This is a genomic window from Lactobacillus melliventris (assembly GCF_013346935.1).
Taxonomy (GTDB): domain Bacteria; phylum Bacillota; class Bacilli; order Lactobacillales; family Lactobacillaceae; genus Lactobacillus.
In genome coordinates this window covers 1-21,274 of sequence record NZ_JAAEEB010000014.1, presented here as the reverse complement: position 1 = coordinate 21,274, position 21,274 = coordinate 1, and the positions used below count along the sequence as shown (strand labels likewise).

General features: G+C 38.4%; 19 protein-coding genes. 1 reads left to right on the top strand and 18 read right to left on the bottom strand.

The features are described 5' to 3' along the window. Positions 1-287: 287 nt before the first annotated feature. The 5 genes from GYV61_RS09390 to GYV61_RS09370 all read right to left on the bottom strand — a co-directional run bounded on the left by GYV61_RS09390 (position 288) and on the right by GYV61_RS09370 (position 4,784). On the bottom strand, positions 288-764 hold the full coding sequence (locus GYV61_RS09390; protein WP_046325506.1) for a threonine/serine exporter family protein: 477 nt from the start codon (positions 762-764) through the stop codon (positions 288-290). 3 nt (positions 765-767) lie between these two features. Further along, the gene (locus tag GYV61_RS09385) at positions 768-1,544 is read right to left on the bottom strand and encodes a threonine/serine exporter family protein (RefSeq protein WP_174795600.1); all 777 of its coding nucleotides are present in this window, start codon (positions 1,542-1,544) and stop codon (positions 768-770) included. Between the two features lie 8 nt (positions 1,545-1,552). After that, complete coding sequence (locus tag GYV61_RS09380) at positions 1,553-3,100, bottom strand: ABC-F family ATP-binding cassette domain-containing protein (protein WP_174795599.1); 1,548 nt, start codon at positions 3,098-3,100, stop codon at positions 1,553-1,555. A 116-nt stretch (positions 3,101-3,216) separates the two neighbouring features. Continuing rightward, positions 3,217-3,576, bottom strand: coding sequence for a hypothetical protein (locus tag GYV61_RS09375; protein ID WP_174795598.1), 360 nt, complete (start codon positions 3,574-3,576; stop codon positions 3,217-3,219). Positions 3,577-3,602: 26 nt separating this feature from the next. After that, positions 3,603-4,784 carry an LCP family protein gene (locus tag GYV61_RS09370; RefSeq protein ID WP_174795597.1) on the bottom strand — a complete coding sequence of 394 codons (1,182 nt, stop codon included), beginning with the start codon at positions 4,782-4,784 and terminating at the stop codon, positions 3,603-3,605. A 149-nt stretch (positions 4,785-4,933) separates the two neighbouring features. On the opposite strand from GYV61_RS09370, the gene pepF reads away from it, so the two are divergent. Continuing rightward, on the top strand, positions 4,934-6,739 hold the full coding sequence (gene pepF, locus GYV61_RS09365; RefSeq protein ID WP_174795596.1) for an oligoendopeptidase F: 1,806 nt from the start codon (positions 4,934-4,936) through the stop codon (positions 6,737-6,739). 177 nt (positions 6,740-6,916) lie between these two features. Here pepF and GYV61_RS09360 read toward each other — a convergent pair whose 3' ends face one another. The 13 genes from GYV61_RS09360 to GYV61_RS09915 all read right to left on the bottom strand — a co-directional run bounded on the left by GYV61_RS09360 (position 6,917) and on the right by GYV61_RS09915 (position 21,270). Beyond that, positions 6,917-7,666 (bottom strand): amino acid ABC transporter ATP-binding protein, encoded by a 750-nt coding sequence (locus tag GYV61_RS09360; protein ID WP_174795595.1) that lies wholly within the window; start codon positions 7,664-7,666, stop codon positions 6,917-6,919. Beyond that, positions 7,659-9,152, bottom strand: coding sequence for an ABC transporter substrate-binding protein/permease (locus GYV61_RS09355; RefSeq protein WP_174795594.1), 1,494 nt, complete (start codon positions 9,150-9,152; stop codon positions 7,659-7,661). Before GYV61_RS09355 ends, GYV61_RS09360 begins: the two co-directional genes overlap by 8 nt. A gap of 168 nt (positions 9,153-9,320) precedes the next feature. Then, positions 9,321-10,550, bottom strand: coding sequence for a lactate oxidase (locus GYV61_RS09350; protein WP_046325514.1), 1,230 nt, complete (start codon positions 10,548-10,550; stop codon positions 9,321-9,323). A gap of 158 nt (positions 10,551-10,708) precedes the next feature. Next, positions 10,709-11,506 carry a metal ABC transporter permease gene (locus GYV61_RS09345; protein WP_122026496.1) on the bottom strand — a complete coding sequence of 266 codons (798 nt, stop codon included), beginning with the start codon at positions 11,504-11,506 and terminating at the stop codon, positions 10,709-10,711. Beyond that, positions 11,506-12,126 carry a metal ABC transporter ATP-binding protein gene (locus GYV61_RS09340; protein ID WP_174795601.1) on the bottom strand — a complete coding sequence of 207 codons (621 nt, stop codon included), beginning with the start codon at positions 12,124-12,126 and terminating at the stop codon, positions 11,506-11,508. Before GYV61_RS09340 ends, GYV61_RS09345 begins: the two co-directional genes overlap by 1 nt. Positions 12,127-12,180: 54 nt before the next feature. Further along, positions 12,181-13,332 carry an SLAP domain-containing protein gene (locus GYV61_RS09335; protein ID WP_174795593.1) on the bottom strand — a complete coding sequence of 384 codons (1,152 nt, stop codon included), beginning with the start codon at positions 13,330-13,332 and terminating at the stop codon, positions 12,181-12,183. Positions 13,333-13,345: 13 nt separating this feature from the next. Then, positions 13,346-14,245, bottom strand: coding sequence for a metal ABC transporter solute-binding protein, Zn/Mn family (locus GYV61_RS09330; RefSeq protein WP_174795592.1), 900 nt, complete (start codon positions 14,243-14,245; stop codon positions 13,346-13,348). 314 nt (positions 14,246-14,559) lie between these two features. Then, on the bottom strand, positions 14,560-16,536 hold the full coding sequence (locus tag GYV61_RS09325) for a PTS fructose transporter subunit IIABC (RefSeq protein ID WP_174795591.1): 1,977 nt from the start codon (positions 16,534-16,536) through the stop codon (positions 14,560-14,562). A 16-nt stretch (positions 16,537-16,552) separates the two neighbouring features. Continuing rightward, on the bottom strand, positions 16,553-17,467 hold the full coding sequence (gene pfkB / locus GYV61_RS09320; RefSeq protein ID WP_174795590.1) for a 1-phosphofructokinase: 915 nt from the start codon (positions 17,465-17,467) through the stop codon (positions 16,553-16,555). Beyond that, a complete protein-coding gene (locus GYV61_RS09315; RefSeq protein ID WP_110446583.1) occupies positions 17,467-18,222 on the bottom strand; it encodes a DeoR/GlpR family DNA-binding transcription regulator in 756 nt (251 codons plus the stop codon). Before GYV61_RS09315 ends, pfkB begins: the two co-directional genes overlap by 1 nt. A gap of 161 nt (positions 18,223-18,383) precedes the next feature. Continuing rightward, positions 18,384-19,547 carry a GNAT family N-acetyltransferase gene (locus GYV61_RS09310; protein ID WP_174795589.1) on the bottom strand — a complete coding sequence of 388 codons (1,164 nt, stop codon included), beginning with the start codon at positions 19,545-19,547 and terminating at the stop codon, positions 18,384-18,386. A 257-nt stretch (positions 19,548-19,804) separates the two neighbouring features. After that, positions 19,805-21,145, bottom strand: a complete 1,341-nt coding sequence (locus GYV61_RS09305; protein WP_174795588.1) for an MDR family MFS transporter — start codon at positions 21,143-21,145, stop codon at positions 19,805-19,807. 41 nt (positions 21,146-21,186) lie between these two features. Beyond that, entirely contained in the window at positions 21,187-21,270 is an 84-nt protein-coding gene (locus tag GYV61_RS09915) for an IS3 family transposase (RefSeq protein ID WP_370520801.1), read from the bottom strand. Between the last annotated feature and the right edge of the window lie 4 nt (positions 21,271-21,274).

Here is a 21,274-nt window from a genome sequence, read left to right as displayed (position 1 = left end):
CTGACTTAACTCAGCAGGGCTTATTTGATAATCGTGCCAAAGATGATAGATTTCAATTTTATCTTGTTTAGATAATTTAGACATAAAAATGACCCCCAAATTTGTCCTAAATTTGGGGGTCATATCACAATTAAGAATCTGCTCTTTTTTAAATCGAGGCCCGTTATTAATAACAGGTGACTACTTCTGTTCACATCAGGTTGGTCAACCACCAGCACTTCCCGTGCCTGCCACTTAAGGCGGGTGTCCTCACACAAATACGCATCTCGCGTTTTTGTCGACTCGCATTAATTATTATACTTATTCGAATGATGTTTGTAAAATTTTTTTATCCTGAAAAAGATTTCCACACACATACTTGATAAGAGCATCCCGAGAGCAATTGAGCCGGTTACTATTATTACACGTAAAACCGCATCATTAGCTCCACTCAAGTTGCCCGAGGTTAGTTCTCGCACCGCCTGATAAGCAGGAACTCCTGGTACTAGAGGCACAATTGCCGGAATATAAAAGACAGTAGCCGGACACTTTTTTATCCTGGCAAAAACTATTCCTAAAATGCCAATGGCAAAAGACCCAAGTAAGTTTGAAAGTAGCCGTCCCATTGATGCTCTCATTGCCAGCCAATAGATAATCCAGCTAATAATACCGCTCACACCAGCTAAATTAAGCACTCGCCGCGGAACATTGATTGTTAGGGCAAAACCAACAGAAGCTAAATAAGCAAAGGCAACGTTAATTACTATTTCTAACCAAAAAGGCATTTTTTATGCTCCTAAAAACTTTAACACAATACCAACCCCACCGCCTAACGCAAAGGCTGTGAGCAAGGCCTCACAAATTTTCGCCATTCCTGAAAGAATATCACCTTTAAACAAATCGCGCAGAGCGTTAGTCAGTGCCAGACCCGGCACTAGTGGCATCAACGCTCCAGTTAAAATATTGTCAATAATCATTTTGGGAAAAAGATTAACTAAACCAGCTGCTACAACTGTCATAACCAGGGCAGCAACCAGTTCAGCCAAAAACTTAACGTTGGTAAAACGTTTAAAATAATAAAAAGAGAGAAATCCGATTGCTCCAACTATAGCTGCGGCCGGAAAATCAACCCAGTCGTAATTATTCATAAACATTACCATCAGCGTGGCACTTAAAACCGCAGCGCCAATAGTTTGCAGCCATAAGGGAAATGTGGGAAAACCACCGTGGGCAATTTTATCCACTTCCCGTTTAACTTCTTGCAAAGTGATTTTTTTATCCGCAAAAGCGCGCGATAATGAGTTAATCCGATCAACCAACTCAAGATTAATATTGCGTTCATGTACTAAAATACTCTGACAATAATTGCCGTGATCAAGACTCATAAAAACGCCTGTCGGTACCACAAAGACTCGCGGATCGGGTTCTCCAGCACTTTTGGCAATTCGCAGCATTGTATCTTCAACACGATACATTTCACTGCCCCCTTCTATCATTAGCTCACCGGCAGTTAAACAGGTAGCAAGTAAATCCTGGTAAAACAATTCACTTTGTTCAGCACTCATTTTTCACCTCAAAGTTTATTCATCGTTTCAATATCAATAGTTTTGTCAACCCAGTTACCCTGGAAAAAGTCTCGTTCGTGACTAACGATAATGACTCCGCCAGGAAACTTAACGATAGCTTGCCTAAGTGCATCTTTTGCATCACGATCCAAATGGTTGGTAGGCTCATCTAAAAACAATAAATTAGCAGGTTCAAACAACATTTTAGCCAGTTTAACTTTTTCTTGCTCACCACCCGATAATTTTTTTAAAGGGCTCATTGCCTGCTGAGCGGTAACACCTAGTTTTGCCAGAGCGCTTCTTAATTCTTTAGGCTTAATCTGTTCAAAATTTTCCTGCAGATATTGCAAAGGAGTCATATTGTTATTAGGCCAGGTCAATTCCTGCTTAAAGTAAGCAATCTTGGCAGTTTCTGATAATTTATAGGTGCCGAAAATGGGTGCTAATTGCCCCAGCAACGTTTTTAATAACGTGGTTTTACCAATCCCATTAAAGCCAGTAATAGCAACTTTTTCATTATTTCCAACTGAAAAATTAAAAGCTTCTTTTACCAGCGCCTGGTCATAGCCGATAAACAAATCCTGTGTTTGCAAAAGTAAATTAGCTGCTGTTGCTACATAAGGAAATGCAAAATGCGGTTTATGATTGCTTTTGGGTGGATTCAGCACTTCCATCTTTGCCAACTGACGCGCCCGTGATTTGGCAATTTTCGACCGGGTTCCAGCCTTATTTTTACGGATGTATGCTTCCGTTTTAGCAATTTTGCGTTGCTGGTTAGTATAAGCCTTCATGTAAGTTTCCCGATTAGCCTCTTTTTGCCTCATTGCCTGCTTTAATGTACCGGTATAACGCGTGATTGTGCCCAGATCAATATCAATAATGCAGTTGGCAATTCTGTTTAAAAAGTCATAATCATGACTAACAACAATAAAAGCACCCTCAAAATCATTCAAATAATCCACCAGCCAGTCAATGTGGGCAACATCTAAGTAGTTAGTTGGTTCATCTAACAGTAAAACAGCCGGAGTTTGCAGCAGCAATTTAGCTAAAATGATTTTTGATCTTTGACCACCTGACAATTGGCTCACATCATGATCGTATCCCAATTCAGCCAGGCCTAAGCCAGAAGCAACACGTTCAATTTCTGTATCAATATTATAAAAGTTATTTTCCTCTAAGTAAGTTTGCAGTTTACCCGCTTTTGCGAGTAGGGAATCAGATCCTTCAGTTGCATATTGCTCATAAAGTGAGTTTAATTCTTGTTCTTTTTGATAAAGAGGAGTAAAAGCTGTGCGCAAAAACTGCCGAATTGTCACGCCTTGCTGCAATTTAGCATACTGGTCGAGATAACCGACTGCTACCTTATTTTGCCATTTAACTTGACCTTCATCAGGCAGTATTTCACCAGTTAAAATTTTAATCAAAGTGGATTTGCCAACCCCATTTTGGCCAGTGACACCCATATGGTCTTCTTTATTGAGAACGAAACTGGCATTTTCATACAAAGTTTTATCCTCAAAACCTTGTCCTAAGTTTTTAACTGTTAATAAACTCATTATGCAACTCCCTAAATAGTAAGATAAGTAGTACTGTAAAAAGTAAAGCAGTCCGCTTTGTCTATCAGTTTAATTTGTAAACGCATGCAATAAAAAAGTGGGCAATTTGCCCACTTTTACATTCTTTCTTGTTCATATTTCTGCAAGGCATCCAATATTTTTGGCCAATAGCGCTTAGGCAAGATTAATTGCAGCTTGTTATTATATATTGGAAAATCACTTGCTTTCATTCCCGTAATTTCGGCTAAATCCTTATCGGATAAGTGATATTTACTTGCAATCCGTTTTATTTCAACGGAAGCATGACCCCGAAACCATGAAAGAGCAAAGAAAAATAAGGCAAATATGCTAGCCACTAAAACAGCAACCGGTAAAGACCAGTGCAATGTGCGTAAGCAGATGAAAATTGTGGCAATAAAAGCAATAAAAGCTGATATCACACCATAAACAACTAAAATCACAGATTGCTTACGCATATTTTATCCTCCTTTGCCGAGAACACTTATTGACCAGAATTAATTCCACTTGTTCCAGTTCCATCCGAACTGTTATTTGACTCATCAGTTACTACTGAACGGTAAATCTGATAGTTAGTAAACGGACTTGGATCCTGCCATTTAATGTTATTGTTCTGCTCATTCAGCCTGTTGAGCTTCGTTTCATCATTATCCAATATTTTTTTATCCAAGTCAAGATTGGTCCGGATCTTGTCAGAAGCCTTCTGTAGTTCTTTAGTAGATGCCACCTGAATAGAAGAACCGTTAATCCAAGCATCATGTCCTTGAATATAACCGCTGGAAATATTTTGGGAACAGCCGCGATATGTCAAAGCTAAGGCTAACATATCATTAAAGGTAAGATTGGTTTTAACATACTTCGAAAAGATCTTAACCAGTTTGCGGTAATTAGCTATTGAATCGACGGAGATAGCCTTGTGGACAACTGCGGTAATTACTTGCCTTTGGCGCATTTGCCTGCCGTAATCGCCTCGAGGATCATCATGGCGCATTCTAACATAAGCCACAGCATGACGTCCGTTTAGGTGTTGCTTTCCTTTATGAAAATCACACCAATCATATGAAAACTTAAACGGGACTTTAACATCAACACCGCCAACGGCATCGACTAAGCTTTTTAGCGCCTTCATGTTAACTTCTACGTAATAATGAATAGGAACACCAATTAAAGCAGAAACAGTTTTCATGGAAGCAGAACTGCCGCCAATTCCATAGGCTGAATTAACCCGAAACATATTGTACTTGTTTCCCGGATCACCTAAAATATTAGCAAGGGTATCACGAGGAATAGAAGTCATTGTTGCTTTATTCTTAGCCGGGTTAGCAGTAGCCAAAATCAAAGTATCCGAGTTGCCCTTATCATGTCTTCCTTCAAGTCCTTGATCAACCCCAAGAATCAAAACTGAGATTGGTTGTCTGTTAGCAATACGAGCAGATGTGGCATAGTTGCCACTATCACCATCAATTGCGCTGTGCAAAGCAAAATACATGTGAGCTGCCCAAGCCAGACCCAGGCAAACACCCAAAACAGCCACAATACCACAAATCCGTGCGAAAACGCTGCCCTTGAATGCTTTGGTTGGTTCTGCTAAAGCATGATTACGATGAAGATTTAGAGAAGAATGTCCTTTATGGTAATCTTCTCTGCGTTTTGAATTTGGATCCATTCCTCTATTTAATCCCTTTCGTATTTTTCCATCTATTATTTTTAACACTTTCAAACTTGAATTAAAATAATATCAATTATAATTAATAATATCTTATTTTTTATTCTTTAGTATAATTTAATTATATATATCAAAAAAGGAGATTTTAAATGTCAATTCCTAAACGAAGTGAAGTTCCCGCAAATCTAAAATGGGACCTAACTAGAATATTTAAAGCAGATGCTGACTGGGAAGATGAATATACACGTCTAAAAAAAGAAATACCAGTTTTAAGCACCTTGAAAGAAAATTTTGTTACATCAGGTACATCATTATATAATGGGATAACTAAAATTTTAGCACTTAGCAGAAGGCTGGAAAAAGTTTACTCTTATGCTACTTTAGCCAGTGATGTTGACACTGGAAACGCACACTATTTAGGTTATGTTGCTCAAGTACAAGGATTAGCCAGTCAATTTGAAGCAGCCACCGCTTTTATGAATCCTGCAATTTTAAGTGTTTCTACCGCAAAATTAGCGGCCTTTAAACAAGAAGAACCAAGATTGGTCAATTATAATCATTTACTTGATCAGATTACCAGAATGCGGCCTTATACTTTGTCCGCCAAAGAAGAAAAACTGATTGCAGATGCTGGAGATGCATTGTCTGCTTCTGACAACACTTATAACGTGTTGACCAATTCGGACATGGAGTATGGTTACACCCAAAACGACGACGGGGAAATGGTGCAGCTTTCTGACGGCCTATATTCTTTATTGATTCAATCTCAAAAGCGTACAGTAAGAAAAGATGCATTTGATTCAATGTACGCCACATACGGTCAGTTTGAAAATTCTCTGGCTGCTACCCTTTCTGGTGCAGTAAAGGAACATAACTATAATGCCCGTGTTCATCATTATCAATCAGCACGTGAATGTGCAATGAACGAAAATGGTGTACCAACAGTTGTTTACGATACTTTAATTAATGAGGTAGACCAGCATTTAAGCCTTCTTCATGACTATGTAGCTTTACGCAAACAAATTTTAGGCTTGAACGATTTGCAAATGTGGGATATGTATGTTCCGTTAACTGGCAAACCGGCTTTAACTTACACCTTTGATGAAGCCAAAAAAGAGGCTAAAAAAGCTTTACGGCCATTAGGTGAGGATTATTTAAAGCAGGTTGACTACATTTTTAGCAATCGGGTAATCGATGTGGTTGAATCACAGAACAAGGCTACCGGTGCATATTCTGGCGGCTGCTATGATACGGATGCATATGAACTACTTAACTGGGAAGACAATGTTGATTCATTGTACACATTGGTTCATGAAACAGGTCATTCCGTTCACAGTATGTATACGAGACAAAATCAGCCATATGTTTATGGCGATTATCCTATCTTTGTTGCTGAAATTGCTTCAACTACGAACGAAAATATTCTAACAGAATACTTTTTAGCACATATCACTGACCCTAAAACCCGCGCTTTTGTTTTAAATTATTATTTAGACTCTTTCAAAGGCACTTTATTTAGACAAACGCAGTTTGCTGAGTTTGAACAGCGCATTCATGAACTGGATGCTGAGGGTGAGCCTTTAACTGCCGATCGTTTAGACGATATGTACGGCAAATTAAATGAGCGCTATTACGGTGATGCAGTCGAGCCAGGAGGAGCAATTGCTAAAGAATGGGCCAGAATTCCTCATTTCTATTATAATTTCTACGTTTACCAGTATGCTACAGGCTTTGCTGCTGCCACTGCTCTGGCCAATAATGTCGTGCATGGTACTGCTGAGCAGAGAAAAGCATACATTGGCTTTTTGAAAGCTGGTTCCAGCGACTACCCAGTTGAAATTATGAAAAAAGCAGGAGTTGATATGACTAAGCCTGATTATTTGGAAGAGGCCTTCACCACTTTCGCCAATCGTCTAGCTGAATTTAAGAAAATTGTCCAAAATAATTTTAAATAACACTTGCAAGTTTTGCTGACAAATAATATAACTGATATGTAAATCATAATTTCTTACATCAAAACCCACTTTCTCTTTAACTGAAAGTGGGTTTTAAATTGTAAAAATTTTTACGCTTTACCTTTGATACTACCTTATTTGGCTAAATTGCCAGCAGGTAGGTTAATTTTTAAATGTTTATGCTTCCAATACTCTGGCTAAAAAGTCCTGGGCACGCGGAGTTTGTGGCTGCGCAAAGAATTGTTGTGGTGCAGCTTTTTCCTGAATATAGCCGTCTGCCATAAACCATACTTCATCCGCAACATTTTTGGCAAAGCCCATTTCGTGAGTTACAACGACCATTGTCATCCCTTTTTGGGCCAAGTCCTGCATGACTTTAAGTACTTCTCCTACCATTTCTGGATCAAGCGCCGAAGTTGGTTCGTCAAAGAGCATTACTTCAGGATCCATTGCCAAGGCACGGGCAATAGCAACCCTTTGCTGCTGGCCACCGGAAAGGCTGGTTGGAAAAGCGTCTGCCTTGTCAGCCAGACCTACTTGATCTAATAGCTCAAGTCCCTTAGCTTTAGCATCACTGTCCCTCATTCCTTTTACCTTCATAGGTGCCAATTTGATATTTTCAATAATGCTCATATGAGGAAACAAGTTAAACTGCTGAAAAACCATGCCCATTCTTTCACGCAATTTATCAAGTTGGTCTTCACTTAAAGCAGTTAATTCTTTATCTTCAAAAATCACTTTGCCGGAAGATGGTTGATCTAGTAAATTTAAGCACCGCAAAAACGTACTTTTACCAGCTCCTGAAGGACCAATTAAACAGATAACCTGACCTTCATTTACTTGCGCATTGATATCTTTTAGGACTTCGTTACTGCCAAACTTTTTCTGCAAGTGTTCAACTTTAATTACAGGTTTTGCGTTAGTCATGATTCATTTTCCTTTCAAATACTTTCATTAGGCTGGATAAACCAAAAGTAATGATAAAGTATAAGATCATTGTGATTACCAATGGCATAACTCCACGATAGGTATCAGCCTGGACCACCCGTGACTGATAAATCAAATCTTTGACGCCTATTACCGAGACTATGGAACTTTCCTTGATTAGAGAAACAAATTCGTTTCCTAGAGCCGGCCAAATATTCTTCATTGCTTGCGGCATAATAACGTAACGCATCGTTGCTGTCCGTGACAAGCCTAAAGAACGAGAAGCCTCTGTCTGGCCCACAGCAATCGAATTAATACCCGAGCGAATTACCTCTGCTACATAAGCTGCAGAGTTAAGGGAAACTGCAATTATACCAGACAGTAAAGCCGGAATATTGATCACCACCCCTAAGCCAAAATAAATAAAGAGTAATTGCACCATTAACGGTGTACCACGGATAAATTCCACATACGCTGTCGCAAGCGAACGGGCAATTTGATTATGTCCTAAGCGCATAAATGCCAGTATCGCACCTAATAAGAAACCGAAAAAGACAGAAATGGCGGAAATAAGTAAGGTATAGCCAACTCCCGCAATAAAGAAGTCTTTATAAGCCCACATTGAATTGGAGGCTTTAACTTCTTTTTTCGTCTTACCACCTGTTAAGTAATTGCCGGCTTTTGGCAAATATTTCTTATTGATTAAGTCTTTTTGCTTAATCTCCGCAATTGATTTATTAGCAGCTTTGACTAAACTATTAGCTCCTTTATGAAAAGCAATAGAGGTTGCAGATGACTCGGTCTTTAGACCTGCCGGAATTACCATCACGCCAGCCGTATTTTGAGCAAAAGCCTCAACCGTTGCCTTGTCAACAGACACAGCATCAACCTTATGCGTTTTTAATCCTAAAACCAAGTCGTTATCTTTATCCATAGTTTTAAGTTTGACATTTTTGGCTTGTTTTTTAAGCATTGTCGCCTGCATGCTGCCAGTTTGGGCACCAATTGATTTGCCGGCAAAAGACTTATAATTATGATATTTGCCCTTATCTTCTGTTCTTATCAGTAATTTTTGATCACTTCTATAATATGGTTGACTAAAGGCAACACTTTGAGCCCTTTTAGGTGTTGCATTCATTCCGGCAATGACCATGTCAACTTTTCCAGTTTCAAGGCCGACCAAAAGAGAGTCGAAGTCCATTGATCGCACTACAAGCTTAACACCCATATCATGAGCAATTTTTTGCCCTACTTCAACATCCATACCTACTATCTTAGATTTGCCGTTAATATTTTTGACAAATTCATATGGAGGATAATCTGGGCTAGTCCCCATGACTAGCTCGCCTTTTTGTCGGACTTTTCGTAGATAATTGTCAGTTCTTTGTTCAGTTTGTCCTTTAGCAGCTACTGCAGTTTGGGGTAACAGGGTTAGCATTATGACTGCTATCAACAAAGTTTCAAGCAATTTCCACGCTTTCTTCATAATTTTCCTCCTAAATTTTATTTTTATTATGACAATTATAAAGATATAAAAATAGAATTACAACTATTACTTAATAATAATATTTTTTTAAGTAATAAAAAAAGGCTCTATTTATTAGTAAGAGCAACTAGTATATAGAGCGATTTTACTATTTACATTTCAAATTAATTAAGCTTGAGAAGCACCAGTTACAGCATCTGAACCATTATTCTTCAATTGGTTTTCAGCAGTTACAGGATATGGCTTAACTCTTGAAGGATCAGTATTTGACTTTAAGTTATCAGCCGTATAATTAATATGAGTAATCTTAGCATGTTTAACATCGTCGATTGTCTTGCAGCCAGTTAATTGCATGTCAATTAACAGTTCTTGATTAAGTTGTTCAATAACTGATTGAACACCCTTGGCACCACCAAGTGCTAGACCATATAGATATGGACGGCCAATACCCACCATATCAGCTCCAAGTGCCAAAGCCTTAAAGACGTGCGAACCACGACGAACACCGGAGTCAAAGACAATCGGAACCCTGTGATTAACAGCTTTCGCAATTTCTGGCAACATGTCAATTGTTGCGGGGCCACAATCTACCTCACGACCACCGTGGTTAGTAACATAAATACCATCAGCACCGGCACCCATAGCAATATAAGCATCCTCAGCACAAACAACACCTTTAATAAATACTGGTAAGCCAGACATTTCCTTGATACGTCTAACATCTTGCGGGCCAATCTTTTGCGCCGAAGAAGCATACATTTGAGCTACAGTTTGACCTTCGCCTTTAGCACCTTGGTAACGAGTAAAGAAATCTAGGGGTACAGGATAAGCAAAGTTAGTTCTAAGGTTAGCTTCACGAAAGCCAGAGATCAGCGCATCAACTGTCAGGAAAATTCCTTTATAGCCGGCTTTCTTAACCGCATCAAAGACCATTTGGTTAAAGTCCCAGTCTTTACTGAGGTAAAGCTGGAAAAAGCGCGGTGCATCTGGAGCTGCAGCAGCAATATCTTCAACGCTCTTATTTGCATATGTACTGGATGAAAAGAGTGCACCAGCAGCTGCTGCCCCCTTTTGGGTAGCAATTTCTGCATCTTTATGAGCAATACCATGACAAGCAATAGGTGAGATCATCACCGGTGTTTTCAATTTCATGCCCATAAATTCAGTATCTAATTGCGGATGATCCATGTTTGTCAGAGCACGCGGTACAATTTGAAAATGGTTGAAAGCAGTAGTGTTGTTACGCCAAGTCCATTCATTTTCAGATCCCGAAGCAATATAGTAATATGCCCCTTCAGGCATGACTTCCTTTGCCCGTTCCTCCAGTTCATCGAGGTTGACCATATTTAAAGCTTCATTACGTTCGCTTTGTGGAAAACCATTATAATAATATGTCATTATTAAGACTCCTTCTTTATTATTATTTCCGCTTTTTATTATACATGTAAATGCATACAAAAGTTAGTGAATTTTTAAAAGAAAAGTTTAAATAACAGGGATTATACTATAATTTTTTCACAAAAATAATAGCTGTTTTATCCTTTTAACCAGTTTTACTATAATTTATGCTTAATGATGTGAGTGAAGTAAGTAACAAGATAAATTGCTACTTCAATCACAGCTATAAAGAAGGTTACAGGCAAATTAGTAATATAACCCAGATATAACCCGAGCCAAACGCCAATTAAAGCAAAAAAGACAGACCAAGCGATCATTGACGGGATAGTTTTGCCCAAATAATTAGCAGTAGCAGGTGGCAAAGTCAATAAAATAAATACTAAAAGAGAGCCCACTATTTGCGCGCCGATTGAAACGGACATTGCTAAAGCTATTAAAAAAATTACGCTGATTGCTCCGGTTTTTACCCCATGAGCAAGAGCGCCAATGTGGTCAAAAGAATCAAAGTTTAGTGGGCGCTGAATACTAAAAATCATTAACAACACTATTACGGACAAAACTATTAGTTGAATTACGCCTTGATGGTCAACTCCGATAATGCTACCAAACAAGATGTTAGTAGCATAATTGCTGTTTGCACCGGATATTGCCAGAAAAAGAACACCCAAGCCCGTAAATAAAGCTGAAATTGCACTGATTGAGGATTCTTTTTGCTCGCTGTGAAGCGACAGTTCCCCCACACTAATCGAACCCAACAGAGTAAATAGCAGCATCCCCCACAATGGTCCAATTCCGAGCCAAACTGCAAACGCAGCTCCAGCAAAACCAATTTCAGACAGTGTATGTGCTAAAAAACTAAAATTGCGCGCAACTACATAGACACCAACTGTACCACAAGTTATGGCAATAAATGTGCTTGCCAGAAAGGCATTACGCATAAAGCCGTAGGCAAACATTATTCATATGCCTCCTTAAATTGAGACATCTCGCCATGTTCAATTTGACCATGGTTTAAATATAAATAATTTTGCATATACTTGTGAGCTAATGTCACATCATGTGTCACAAACAAGACCGTTATTTTATGTTTCGCATTCAAATGCTTGATTAACTTCATCAATTCATCCTTAGCAACAGGATCAAGACTTGCTGTAGCTTCATCTAAAATAATCATATTCGGATTATCCAGCAAAGCTTGTGCTAAATAAGCTCTTTGCTTTTGACCACCAGAAGCCTCGCCCATCCGAGTATCTTTAATTTGATACAGGTTAGTTTCCTCTAGTTGCTTTTTTATTGCCTTCTTAGTTGCACTATTTTTGATAACAGGGGCATTTAGACCCACAAAAGCTTCGATTGATAACGGATATTCCGCGTCTATGTTGCGAAACTGAGGCACATACCCCAGCCGAACATCATCCGCAAACTTAAATTCACCTGCACTAGGTGTCAACATACCCATTAGAATGTTAATTAGAGTTGTTTTTCCTGTACCGTTTGGGCCTAAAAGGGCAGTAAGTGAACCCTTTTCTAACTTAAAATTCAAATTATTGAAAACAGTATTTTTGTCATACCTCATTGAGAGATTAGTGACTTCTAAAATATCAGACAATTTGCATTATTCCCACTTTTATTATTTAAAATTGCCCACCTTGACGAATTGATTAACATCAATGGGGTAATATTTACGACCCATAATTTTTACGCGGCCGCCATACGTGCGGACATAGTTTCCACGATACAGCTTATTTGTGCCAACCCGCTGGCCATTACCGTCATAAATATAGGCATTATGCCCTAAGAGTCGAAGTTTACCTTCTACATTGCTGGCTACAACGTATTCATTAATACCTATTTGTAAATATTTCCGTTTATTAATTGTTAGATTACCATAAATAGTTAGCTTGGAACCGGCTTTTTTAGTTGGCAAATCCGTTGCTAGCCCATTTTCATCATAAACGAGCGCATTATGCATCAAAGTCCTGGTAGCAACCGGCTTAGGCAAAACTGCAGGTTTTTTAGCGGGTGCAACAGGTGTTGTCGGTGCTGGAACCTGTGTAGCTACCGGACTACTACCAACAGGAGCAGTAGGTATTGCTGATGCCCCTTGATCATAATAATATTTAACCAGCTCAAAGAAGTCATCCATTGAGTAACCCCATTTGGCAAAATAACCATCTGGATCAGTATGATCAGTTCCGCCTAAAAATGTAGATACAGCATGATGAGACCAAATTGTACCTTTACCATCATGAACGGCATTATCCGGTACCAAATTATATTTGTGCAAAAGCTGCGCCACATAAACAGCATCATTGTTGACACCTTTGGCAAAATCAGCAAGATTATTTTCCTCACATAATTCCACTTGAATAAAACGATTATTGGCTACAGGACCTGCACCCCAAACGCCATAATCAGGAGTCGTCATCTGAATAACGCCAGTCTTATCCACAAAAGCATGAACATAGGAGTAAATATTCATCCACTCACGATTAAAATAAATAGCTTCATTGCGTGCTGTAGCATTAGGCGTAGCAGTCTCGTGAATAACAACACCTTCGGGCTTGCCGTTGCGATAATTAATTGGATTGGCAGCAGTAAAGTCATTATATTTAATACCCTCTTGCGCCAATATTTGTTCCGCAAATGTTACACCGCTATAACTATTTTGTTTTGCAGTGTCATTAATTGTACCAGCCTGAACTGTCACCGGCTGTGGTACTGCCATGGTTGTAACAGTTGCTCCCAATGCCAAAACAGCAATTAATTTCTTCATTTTCATCGCCTCATAATAACTACTTTCGGGCTACTTCAGCCAAGTTTTGATAATTATCCTTCATCCAATCTAAATAATTTGTATTATCCGGAATTGTTTCTCTTACTTTTAAAACAGGAATATTTTGTTTTTGAGCCAATTTCAAAAAGTTAGTAACAGTTGAACTAGATGTCTGTTCATTGTCCACAAAAAATGCAATTTTTTGTTTTTTGATCCCTTCAGTCATTTTTTGAACGGAAGCTGGACTAGGGTCAGTATTGTTTTGAATTGCTTTCTCAAAATCCTTGTTTGCCACTTTAATATTAACAGATTCTAAGGCATAATCAAAAACAGGCTCACTAACATAAATTGGTTTTTTAACCTGATGATTTAATTTAGCCGCTGATCTCTGAATTTGAGCAATCTGGGCTAAATACTTTTTCCCGTTTTTACGGTAATAACGAGCATGCTGCGGATCTTTTTTACTGAGCCGCTTAACTAAGTAATTAACATACTTAGTAGGCATAGTCAAATCAAACCAGATATGAGGATTATCACCTTTTTTTAAGCCCATTAGGTCTTCACCAACGCGCACCGGCTTTTTATCAACTGAAGAAGCCAATTTGTCCATCCAGCTGTCATAACCTAAGCCATTTTCCACTACTATGTCAGCATTTGATAATACTTTAGCATCATTGGTGGTAGGTTGAAAGTCATGAGGATCAACAGATGACTTGGTAATTATTGCTTCTGCCTTACCATATTTGCCCACTACATTTTGAGCAATGTCAGAATAAATATTTGTAGTGGTCATAATAGTAATTTTATTACTTTTATGTGGTTTCTGCGAACAAGCACCTAACGTCAAAAGAATTAAGCCGAATAAGGTAATTGCAGTAAATATCTTTTTTAATCTAGTAAATTTCACTAATGTTGTCATTCCTTTTCATTTTGAAGTGTTATCTTAATTAACACGGCAACTTATTAATTAATTGCAGTAAAAAGCCGAAGTTACTTACAATTAATAACCATTATACACTAAAAACGAATTGCTTTAAAATAGCGTACCATTATAGTTATATTACAGTTTTATTGCTAGCAGTAGATAGCATAGTTGTTGCCATTAATTTAAAAAGCGTGCGAAAATTTCGCACGCTTTTAGAGTAAGTAAACAATTTAGCCAGAAAAAAAGCACTAGGCCAATTAACAGCTTAGTGCATATTTTTTATTTCTCAATAATATCTGAAGTCGAATTTATTTTTGATCTTGTTTGTCAACAGGCTTTTTCCACAAACCTAAGATGACACCTGCAACAATGGAGCCAATGATAGTAGCAACAAAGTACAGTAGAATGTGGTTAGCAAGTGGAGACACCCAGAGACCACCGTGAGGTGCAGGAACACCAATGCGCCATATGCCCACTAAGGCACCCCCAACAGCAGAACCAATGATACATGAAGGCAGAACGTGTCCAGGATCAGCTGCAGCAAACGGAATTGCACCTTCTGTAATGAAGGAAAAACCTAAAATCCAGTTGGTTAAACCTGCACGGCGTTCATCTAAAGTGTATTTATTCTTAAAGAAAGTCGTACCAATTGCAGTCGCAAATGGTGGTACCATACCGCCAACCATTACGGCAGCCATCATTACAGCAGCAACAGTTGAATGCGGGTCGTTGGCAAAAGCACCAGAGGCAAAGACGTAAGCAGCCTTGTTGAAAGGTCCACCCATATCAATTGACATCATGGCAGCTAAAATAGTTGTCAAAACAGCTAAGTTGCCCGTACCCATTTGGTTTAAAAAGTTAGTAATGGCGAAGTTAACGGCACTAAAGATTGGGTTAACAATGTAGTACATGATAAGAGCAATAAAGAGCAGACTCAAGATTGGATAAATGAGCATTGGCTTCATTCCTTCAAGAGACTTCGGCAATTTAGCAAACAATTTCTTTAAGCCGACTACTAAATAACCAGCAATAAATCCAGAAGCCAGACCGCCTAAGAAACCGGCAGGTGATTTAGCATTAGTTACCACATTGGCAACATAAGCACCACCGTAGGCACCACTATAGACCGTAGCCATAAAACCACCGACAAAACCAGGCATTAATGCCGGCAGGTCCCCAATTGATTCAGCGATGTAACCTGACAAAATTGGTACCATGAAAGCAAAGGCCATGTTACCAGCATTATTCAAGAAAATAAATGCAGGAGATTTTGGACCACCAGCATAGTTTTCCACAATAAAGGAAATTGCCATTAAGATACCGCCACCGATAACAAATGGCAACATGTGGGAAACACCGTTCATGAGGTTCTTGTAAATTGAGCCCCAAACGCCTTCTTTAGCATTGTCACTATCATCGCTGCTCTTTTCACCGTTTGAATGGTAAACGCTAGCTTTAGAATTCAAAATGTTATCAATCAGTTCGTCAGGTTTGTTGATACCGTCAACAACGGGACGAGAAATTAACGGCTTGCCATCAAAACGAGGCATGTCAACTTTCTTATCAGACGCAATAACAACCCCTTGAGCGCGGCTAATTTCATCAGCGGTCAACTTATCCTTAACACCTTCTGAACCGTTGGTTTCAATGCGCACATCAACGCCACGTTTTTTACCAGCTTTGATTAAAGCTTCTTGGGCCATATAGGTGTGGGCAATACCGTTAATACATGCGGTAACGCCGACAATTAAAGGCTTTTCTTCCTTATCATTATCATTTTCACTAGCACTTGAGGCTTGCTCTTTTTCGGCTTTTTTAGCCTCATCCTTTTGCTGTTCTGCGTTTTCAAAAAGCTGGATTACCTCTTCAGGAGTTTGGGCTTTTTTGAGAGCATTAACCAGATCAGGATCAATTAACAACCCGGACAATTTAGCTAAAGCTTGTAAGTGAGTGTTGTCGGCACCATCTGGCGCAGTAATCATAAAGAATAAATGAACTGGTTGACCATCAAGGGAATTGTAGTCAATCCCCTGTTCGCTTTTAGCAAAAAGCACGCGCGCTTTGTTAATTGTCTTATTCCGAGCATGCGGCATCGCAATTCCATCACCAATACCGGTGGTAGATTCGTTTTCACGAGCCCAAATTGACTTAATGAATTCATCTTCGTCATTGACGATGCCGGTTTTGACTTCTAAATCAGCCATTTCTTTAACGGCATCTTCTTTGTTAGTCGCTTTAAGCGCCATAATCATGGATTCAGGAGCCAAAATATCTTTAATTTTCATTTAAATTCTCCTCAATTTACGAAATTTCTTCAACATTAATTTGCGGCAACACCGCATCAATCTGACTTTTAACGGCAATATCTTTAGTAAAAGCTGTGGCAGCACCACAGGCCATACCGATACGGAAACTTGCTGCCGGATCATTTGTTTTCACATAAGTGCCAACAAAGCCGGCTATCATCGAGTCTCCGGCACCAACCGAATTGACTGCAGTTCCAACAGCTGCTTTAGCATGATAAAAATGCTTAGGGGTTATCAAATAACCGCCCTGGCCGGCCATGGAGACCATAACATTTTGGGCACCCATGTCAAGCAATTTGCGCGCACACTCAAGCATCTCTTTATCAGAATTAAAAGTAGTATTAAACAAATCAGCCAGTTCATGATGGTTGGGTTTAATTACAAGTGGTTTGTAGCTCAAAGTATCAAGTAAAGCCTGACCGGTAGTATCAATCACAAAATCTGCCTGTGCTTCTTTAATAGTAGGCAAAAGTTCTTTGTAAAAAGCTACTGGTAAGCTAGGAGCTAATGAACCACTTAAAACTACTATGTCACCTTTTTGCAAGTCATTTAGCCGCGCCTTAAAAGCAGTTATTTCCTGCTCTGTAATATTAGGCCCAGCGGCATTAATTTCAGATTCCTCTTCTGCGTGCACCTTCACATTGACGCGGGTCACATCAGAAATAGTAACAAAGTCGTTAACAATGCGCCGCTGATTAAGTTGGCGTACCAGCTCTTTGCCAGTAAAGCCACCCACAAAACCCCAGGCAGTATTATCAATATCCAGCTGGTTGAGTATTTGTGAAACGTTAATCCCTTTACCACCCGCCAAAAACGAGCAGTTATTAGCGCGGTTAACTTCACCACGGTTAACCTGCTTTAATTGAATTACATAATCCAAAGCAGGATTAACGGTAACTGTATAAATCATTAGCAAATCTCCTTCAGTTTAATTTTGGCAGGCAGTAATTCTTTTTCTTTTGCACCTAACGCAGTAGTAAGAACTGTGACGTTTTTGACTTGGGCAAAAGTGGCAAAACTACACTCGCCAATTTTAGAAGTATCGGCCAAAATATATGTCTGATTAGCCTGAGCAATTGCTATTTTTTTAATTGCGGCTTCTTCAGTATCGGGTGTGGTTAGATTGCCACGGTAATCAAGTCCATTTGTGCCTACAAAACTAGCAGAAAAATTCATCCCCTGCAGTTGCTTCAGAGCAGCTTGTCCCACTACCGCATGAGTATTTTCTTTGATTCGACCACCCAAAAGTATAGTCTCAATTCCATGGCTAATAGCACAAAGTGCGGTTTCTAAGCCATTAGTCACAACGGTTACTTGTGGAATATCAGCAATAAAAGGAACCATCTCATATGTTGTTGTTCCTGCATCAATAAAAATATAGTCATCTTGATGCACAAAATTTGCAGCAGCATATTGAGCAATCAGTTTTTTATCATTATGGTTCATAGAAAACCGAATATGTTGTGACACATCATGAGTAAAACTTTTGACTGACTGGGCACCGCCATGCACCCGTTTAATCAAGCCTTTTTCAGCTAATTGATTTAGATCTCGTCTAATGGTTGACTCTGAAGTTGAAGTTATTGAGCAGAGATCACTAACACGGCATAAGCCATGCTGATTAACGAAATCCTCAATCACTTTTTGCCTTTCAGGCGTTAACATATATTTCACCCCAGCGAGTATTTTATGCGCTTTGATAATTAAAAGCAATCATTTTCATTCATAATTTGTCATTTTCCTGCAAAATCGTTCATTTTAAGCAAAAAAATAGCAGTCGCATAATTTATGCAACTGCTACTTTGTTAATTAGAAACAATTTTCAGTTAAAAATAGTCATAAAAACTCACTTTACCAGATAAAAATTCCAATTTACTGGAACTCAATTTTTTAATTAGCCCTAACTTTATTGCTTGCTTTAAAGTCAAATGGCCTAGTAAAACCTTCGTCCAGTTAGTTATTGACCCAGTAAAATCAGGTTTGGCACTGGTTTTAACGCAACTGGTTTCACCAGAATCATTTACCAGATGCCAGACACCGCAGTTCCACGGACAAATCCCATCCTCTGTAACTTCTAAATTGGCAGTTTTTTCACTAGCAAACTTTACGCTAGACACAATTTTTCCAAAGTCAATGATTCTTGACATCATGTAAGGCTGGACACTAATTTTTAAGCCGCTTTGATCAGGAAAATATTCCTCAAGCAATGAATCTTCTGGTGCTGTAATTTCAAACTCAGTACAGGAAGATATATGACCACCAATAAAATTAAGCAATGCAGTAATAGCAGTCGCGTTTGTATAATAGACTTCGTCAACCTTAAATTTTTTATTTACAAAACGATAAAACATATAGGCCTGAGGAGCCTGATTTTCATCAACATAAATAGCAACATATCTGCCAGGATAATATGTTTCGAGTCTGTGCCACCACCATTTTGCTCTAACAATCGTATTACGTTCCTCACCTGCATCAATTTGCTTTTGGTATAGCTCTTTTATCAAACTACTTAATGTCGGATTACCCCACTTGCCTCTTAAGATTTTACCGACCTTGGGTAACTTGAAATACTTGAACATTGCAGGTTCAATACTATAGGTTTTTTGATAAATAGTATTTTCATAACCATATTGCCGATAAAATGTTTCCGACCATGGTGCCAAATTAGATAGCGAAACACCTTCGTCATGAAGATCTTCCAGTATTTCTTTCATTAGCCTGGAAATATCTCCATGGCCGCGATTTTCCGGATATGAGGAGACATAGCCAACTCCTGACATTTTAATTTGATGATCAAAAATCTGACTTGCAAAATGAATCGCCATAATATAACTTGCAAGTTTACCATCATGAAAAATGCCATAACTGTCACTGTGCTGATAACAACTCATAAAATTATTATCTTTTTTCAGATCATTAGTTTTTAAAAAAGCATATTGAGTTAAAGGGACAACCTCATCTAAAATTTCATTAGTTTTATCTAGTTTCATTAATTTTCACTTCCTCAGCTAATATTTATTTTTACGTGCTTTATAGAATAGTTCAATGTTTGCCAGTCAATTCCTAACTATAAGTAACCAGCAGTTTTATAATACCGTTTTCATAAAAATTGATCTAGCTTAAATTAATTGGTCTAGGTCGTTTTAACTATACACATAATTATCTAAGCAGAATAATATTATTTTGGTCTAACATATAGGAAGGAATTATTTTAAGCGGCTTAACACGTTGAACTAATGAAAACTATTTAATTTTCTTTTTGAGGCAAAAATAGCGAACTGCAAAAGCCAATAATTGCAAAAGCCAGCATTAAAACAAAGCCCCAACGGTATCCAGTTGCTAGATTCGCAGTCGATGTACCACCTGCACACAAACTAATTACCAGCATTGATAATGCTGTGCCAAGTGAGCCACCTATTTGTCTGACTGTAGATGAACCCGCATTTGCATGTGCCGTCATGTGGGGTTCTACAACATTTATACCCGCAGTAAAAGTGGTCATCATGGTAAATGATATTCCCACCATACGTAGCGCGTAACATAAACTAATTAAAACAAGACTAGTATTGCTATTAAAAACAACCATTGGTAATGTGCCTAATAAAAGCATAGTAAAACCAAAAAGTGCCAATTTTTTAATACCAAACTTATCAAATAAAGTTCCTGAAACCGGATTGCAAATGATCATTAACAATGCTCCTGGCATCATTACTAAACCAGAAGTTAATGCACTCTCTTGTCTAGTAGTTTGTAAATATAATGGTAAAACTAATTCAATTCCTACCATTGAAATATTGCTGATAGTGCTTAGTAAAGTACACAAATCAAATTTTAAATTTTGAAAAACTCTAATATTAAGCAAAGGTTTTTTCATATGTAACTGCCGATGACAAAATAACAGCATAATTAGCAGACCTATTATAAAGAAGGCAGCTATTGCAATTGTAATTTTGCCAGTGTTCCCGATATCAGACAGGGAATACAAGATTAAGCCAAAGCCCAAAATAGATTCAATAAACGATATTAAATCAGTATTGCTTTTGCGCGGTTGAGTGATATTTTGAATACAAAATACAGTACAAATAGCTACCAACCCACTGGCAATACTTAAAATGATAAAAAGCATTTGCCAGTCTGCATACTTTAAGATTAATCCCGAAATCGTGGGACCAACAGCTGGACCAAATCCAATTACCAAACCAGTGATTCCCATTGCCATGCCTCTTTTTGCAGGAGGAAACATAATCAAAATGACGTTTTGAATAAATGGCATTAAACTACCGGCCGCCACAGCTTCAATAATTCTGCCGACTAGTAATGTGGCAAAATTAGGAGCAAAAATACAAATGACTGATCCCGTAAAAAAGATTAGCATCATTGTTAAAAAGTTTTGTCTTAAATTAAAGGATTCAAAGACCCAAGCTGACATGGGAATCATCAATCCCACGACCAATAAATAAGAGGTAGTAAGCCATTGAGCAGTGGATTGATTAACTTTAAACGTAGCCATTATTGCGGGGAGAGCGTTATTGAGAAAAGTTTCCGCTAGTAGCGAAACAAATGCTCCAAATAGTAAAACGGCCATCATTATGATGTGAACCCCAAAATTAGGACACTTTATATTAGCTATTAACTGAGGACTAACTGCCGATATTCAAGCGGAGTTAGTCCTTTTAGTTTGATCTTGATTCTTTTCTGATTGTAATACTCAATGTAG

Bases quoted from the DNA above. Each gene is read 5' to 3' on its own strand.
- GYV61_RS09375 (WP_174795598.1), bottom strand. From the start codon at position 3,576: ATGCGTAAGCAATCTGTGATTTTAGTTGTTTATGGTGTGATATCAGCT.
- GYV61_RS09385 (WP_174795600.1), bottom strand. From the start codon at position 1,544: ATGAGTGCTGAACAAAGTGAATTGTTTTACCAGGATTTACTTGCTACC.
- GYV61_RS09380 (WP_174795599.1), bottom strand. From the start codon at position 3,100: ATGAGTTTATTAACAGTTAAAAACTTAGGACAAGGTTTTGAGGATAAA.
- GYV61_RS09340 (WP_174795601.1), bottom strand. From the start codon at position 12,126: ATGAGGTATGACAAAAATACTGTTTTCAATAATTTGAATTTTAAGTTA.
- GYV61_RS09370 (WP_174795597.1), bottom strand. From the start codon at position 4,784: ATGGATCCAAATTCAAAACGCAGAGAAGATTACCATAAAGGACATTCT.
- GYV61_RS09315 (WP_110446583.1), bottom strand. From the start codon at position 18,222: ATGTTAACGCCTGAAAGGCAAAAAGTGATTGAGGATTTCGTTAATCAG.
- GYV61_RS09330 (WP_174795592.1), bottom strand. From the start codon at position 14,245: ATGACAACATTAGTGAAATTTACTAGATTAAAAAAGATATTTACTGCA.
- GYV61_RS09355 (WP_174795594.1), bottom strand. From the start codon at position 9,152: ATGAAGAAAGCGTGGAAATTGCTTGAAACTTTGTTGATAGCAGTCATA.
- GYV61_RS09305 (WP_174795588.1), bottom strand. From the start codon at position 21,145: ATGATGGCCGTTTTACTATTTGGAGCATTTGTTTCGCTACTAGCGGAA.
- GYV61_RS09325 (WP_174795591.1), bottom strand. From the start codon at position 16,536: ATGAAAATTAAAGATATTTTGGCTCCTGAATCCATGATTATGGCGCTT.
- pfkB (WP_174795590.1), bottom strand. From the start codon at position 17,467: ATGATTTATACAGTTACCGTTAATCCTGCTTTGGATTATGTAATTCAA.
- GYV61_RS09360 (WP_174795595.1), bottom strand. From the start codon at position 7,666: ATGACTAACGCAAAACCTGTAATTAAAGTTGAACACTTGCAGAAAAAG.
- pepF (WP_174795596.1), top strand. From the start codon at position 4,934: ATGTCAATTCCTAAACGAAGTGAAGTTCCCGCAAATCTAAAATGGGAC.
- GYV61_RS09350 (WP_046325514.1), bottom strand. From the start codon at position 10,550: ATGACATATTATTATAATGGTTTTCCACAAAGCGAACGTAATGAAGCT.
- GYV61_RS09390 (WP_046325506.1), bottom strand. From the start codon at position 764: ATGCCTTTTTGGTTAGAAATAGTAATTAACGTTGCCTTTGCTTATTTA.
- GYV61_RS09345 (WP_122026496.1), bottom strand. From the start codon at position 11,506: ATGTTTGCCTACGGCTTTATGCGTAATGCCTTTCTGGCAAGCACATTT.
- GYV61_RS09310 (WP_174795589.1), bottom strand. From the start codon at position 19,547: ATGAAACTAGATAAAACTAATGAAATTTTAGATGAGGTTGTCCCTTTA.
- GYV61_RS09335 (WP_174795593.1), bottom strand. From the start codon at position 13,332: ATGAAAATGAAGAAATTAATTGCTGTTTTGGCATTGGGAGCAACTGTT.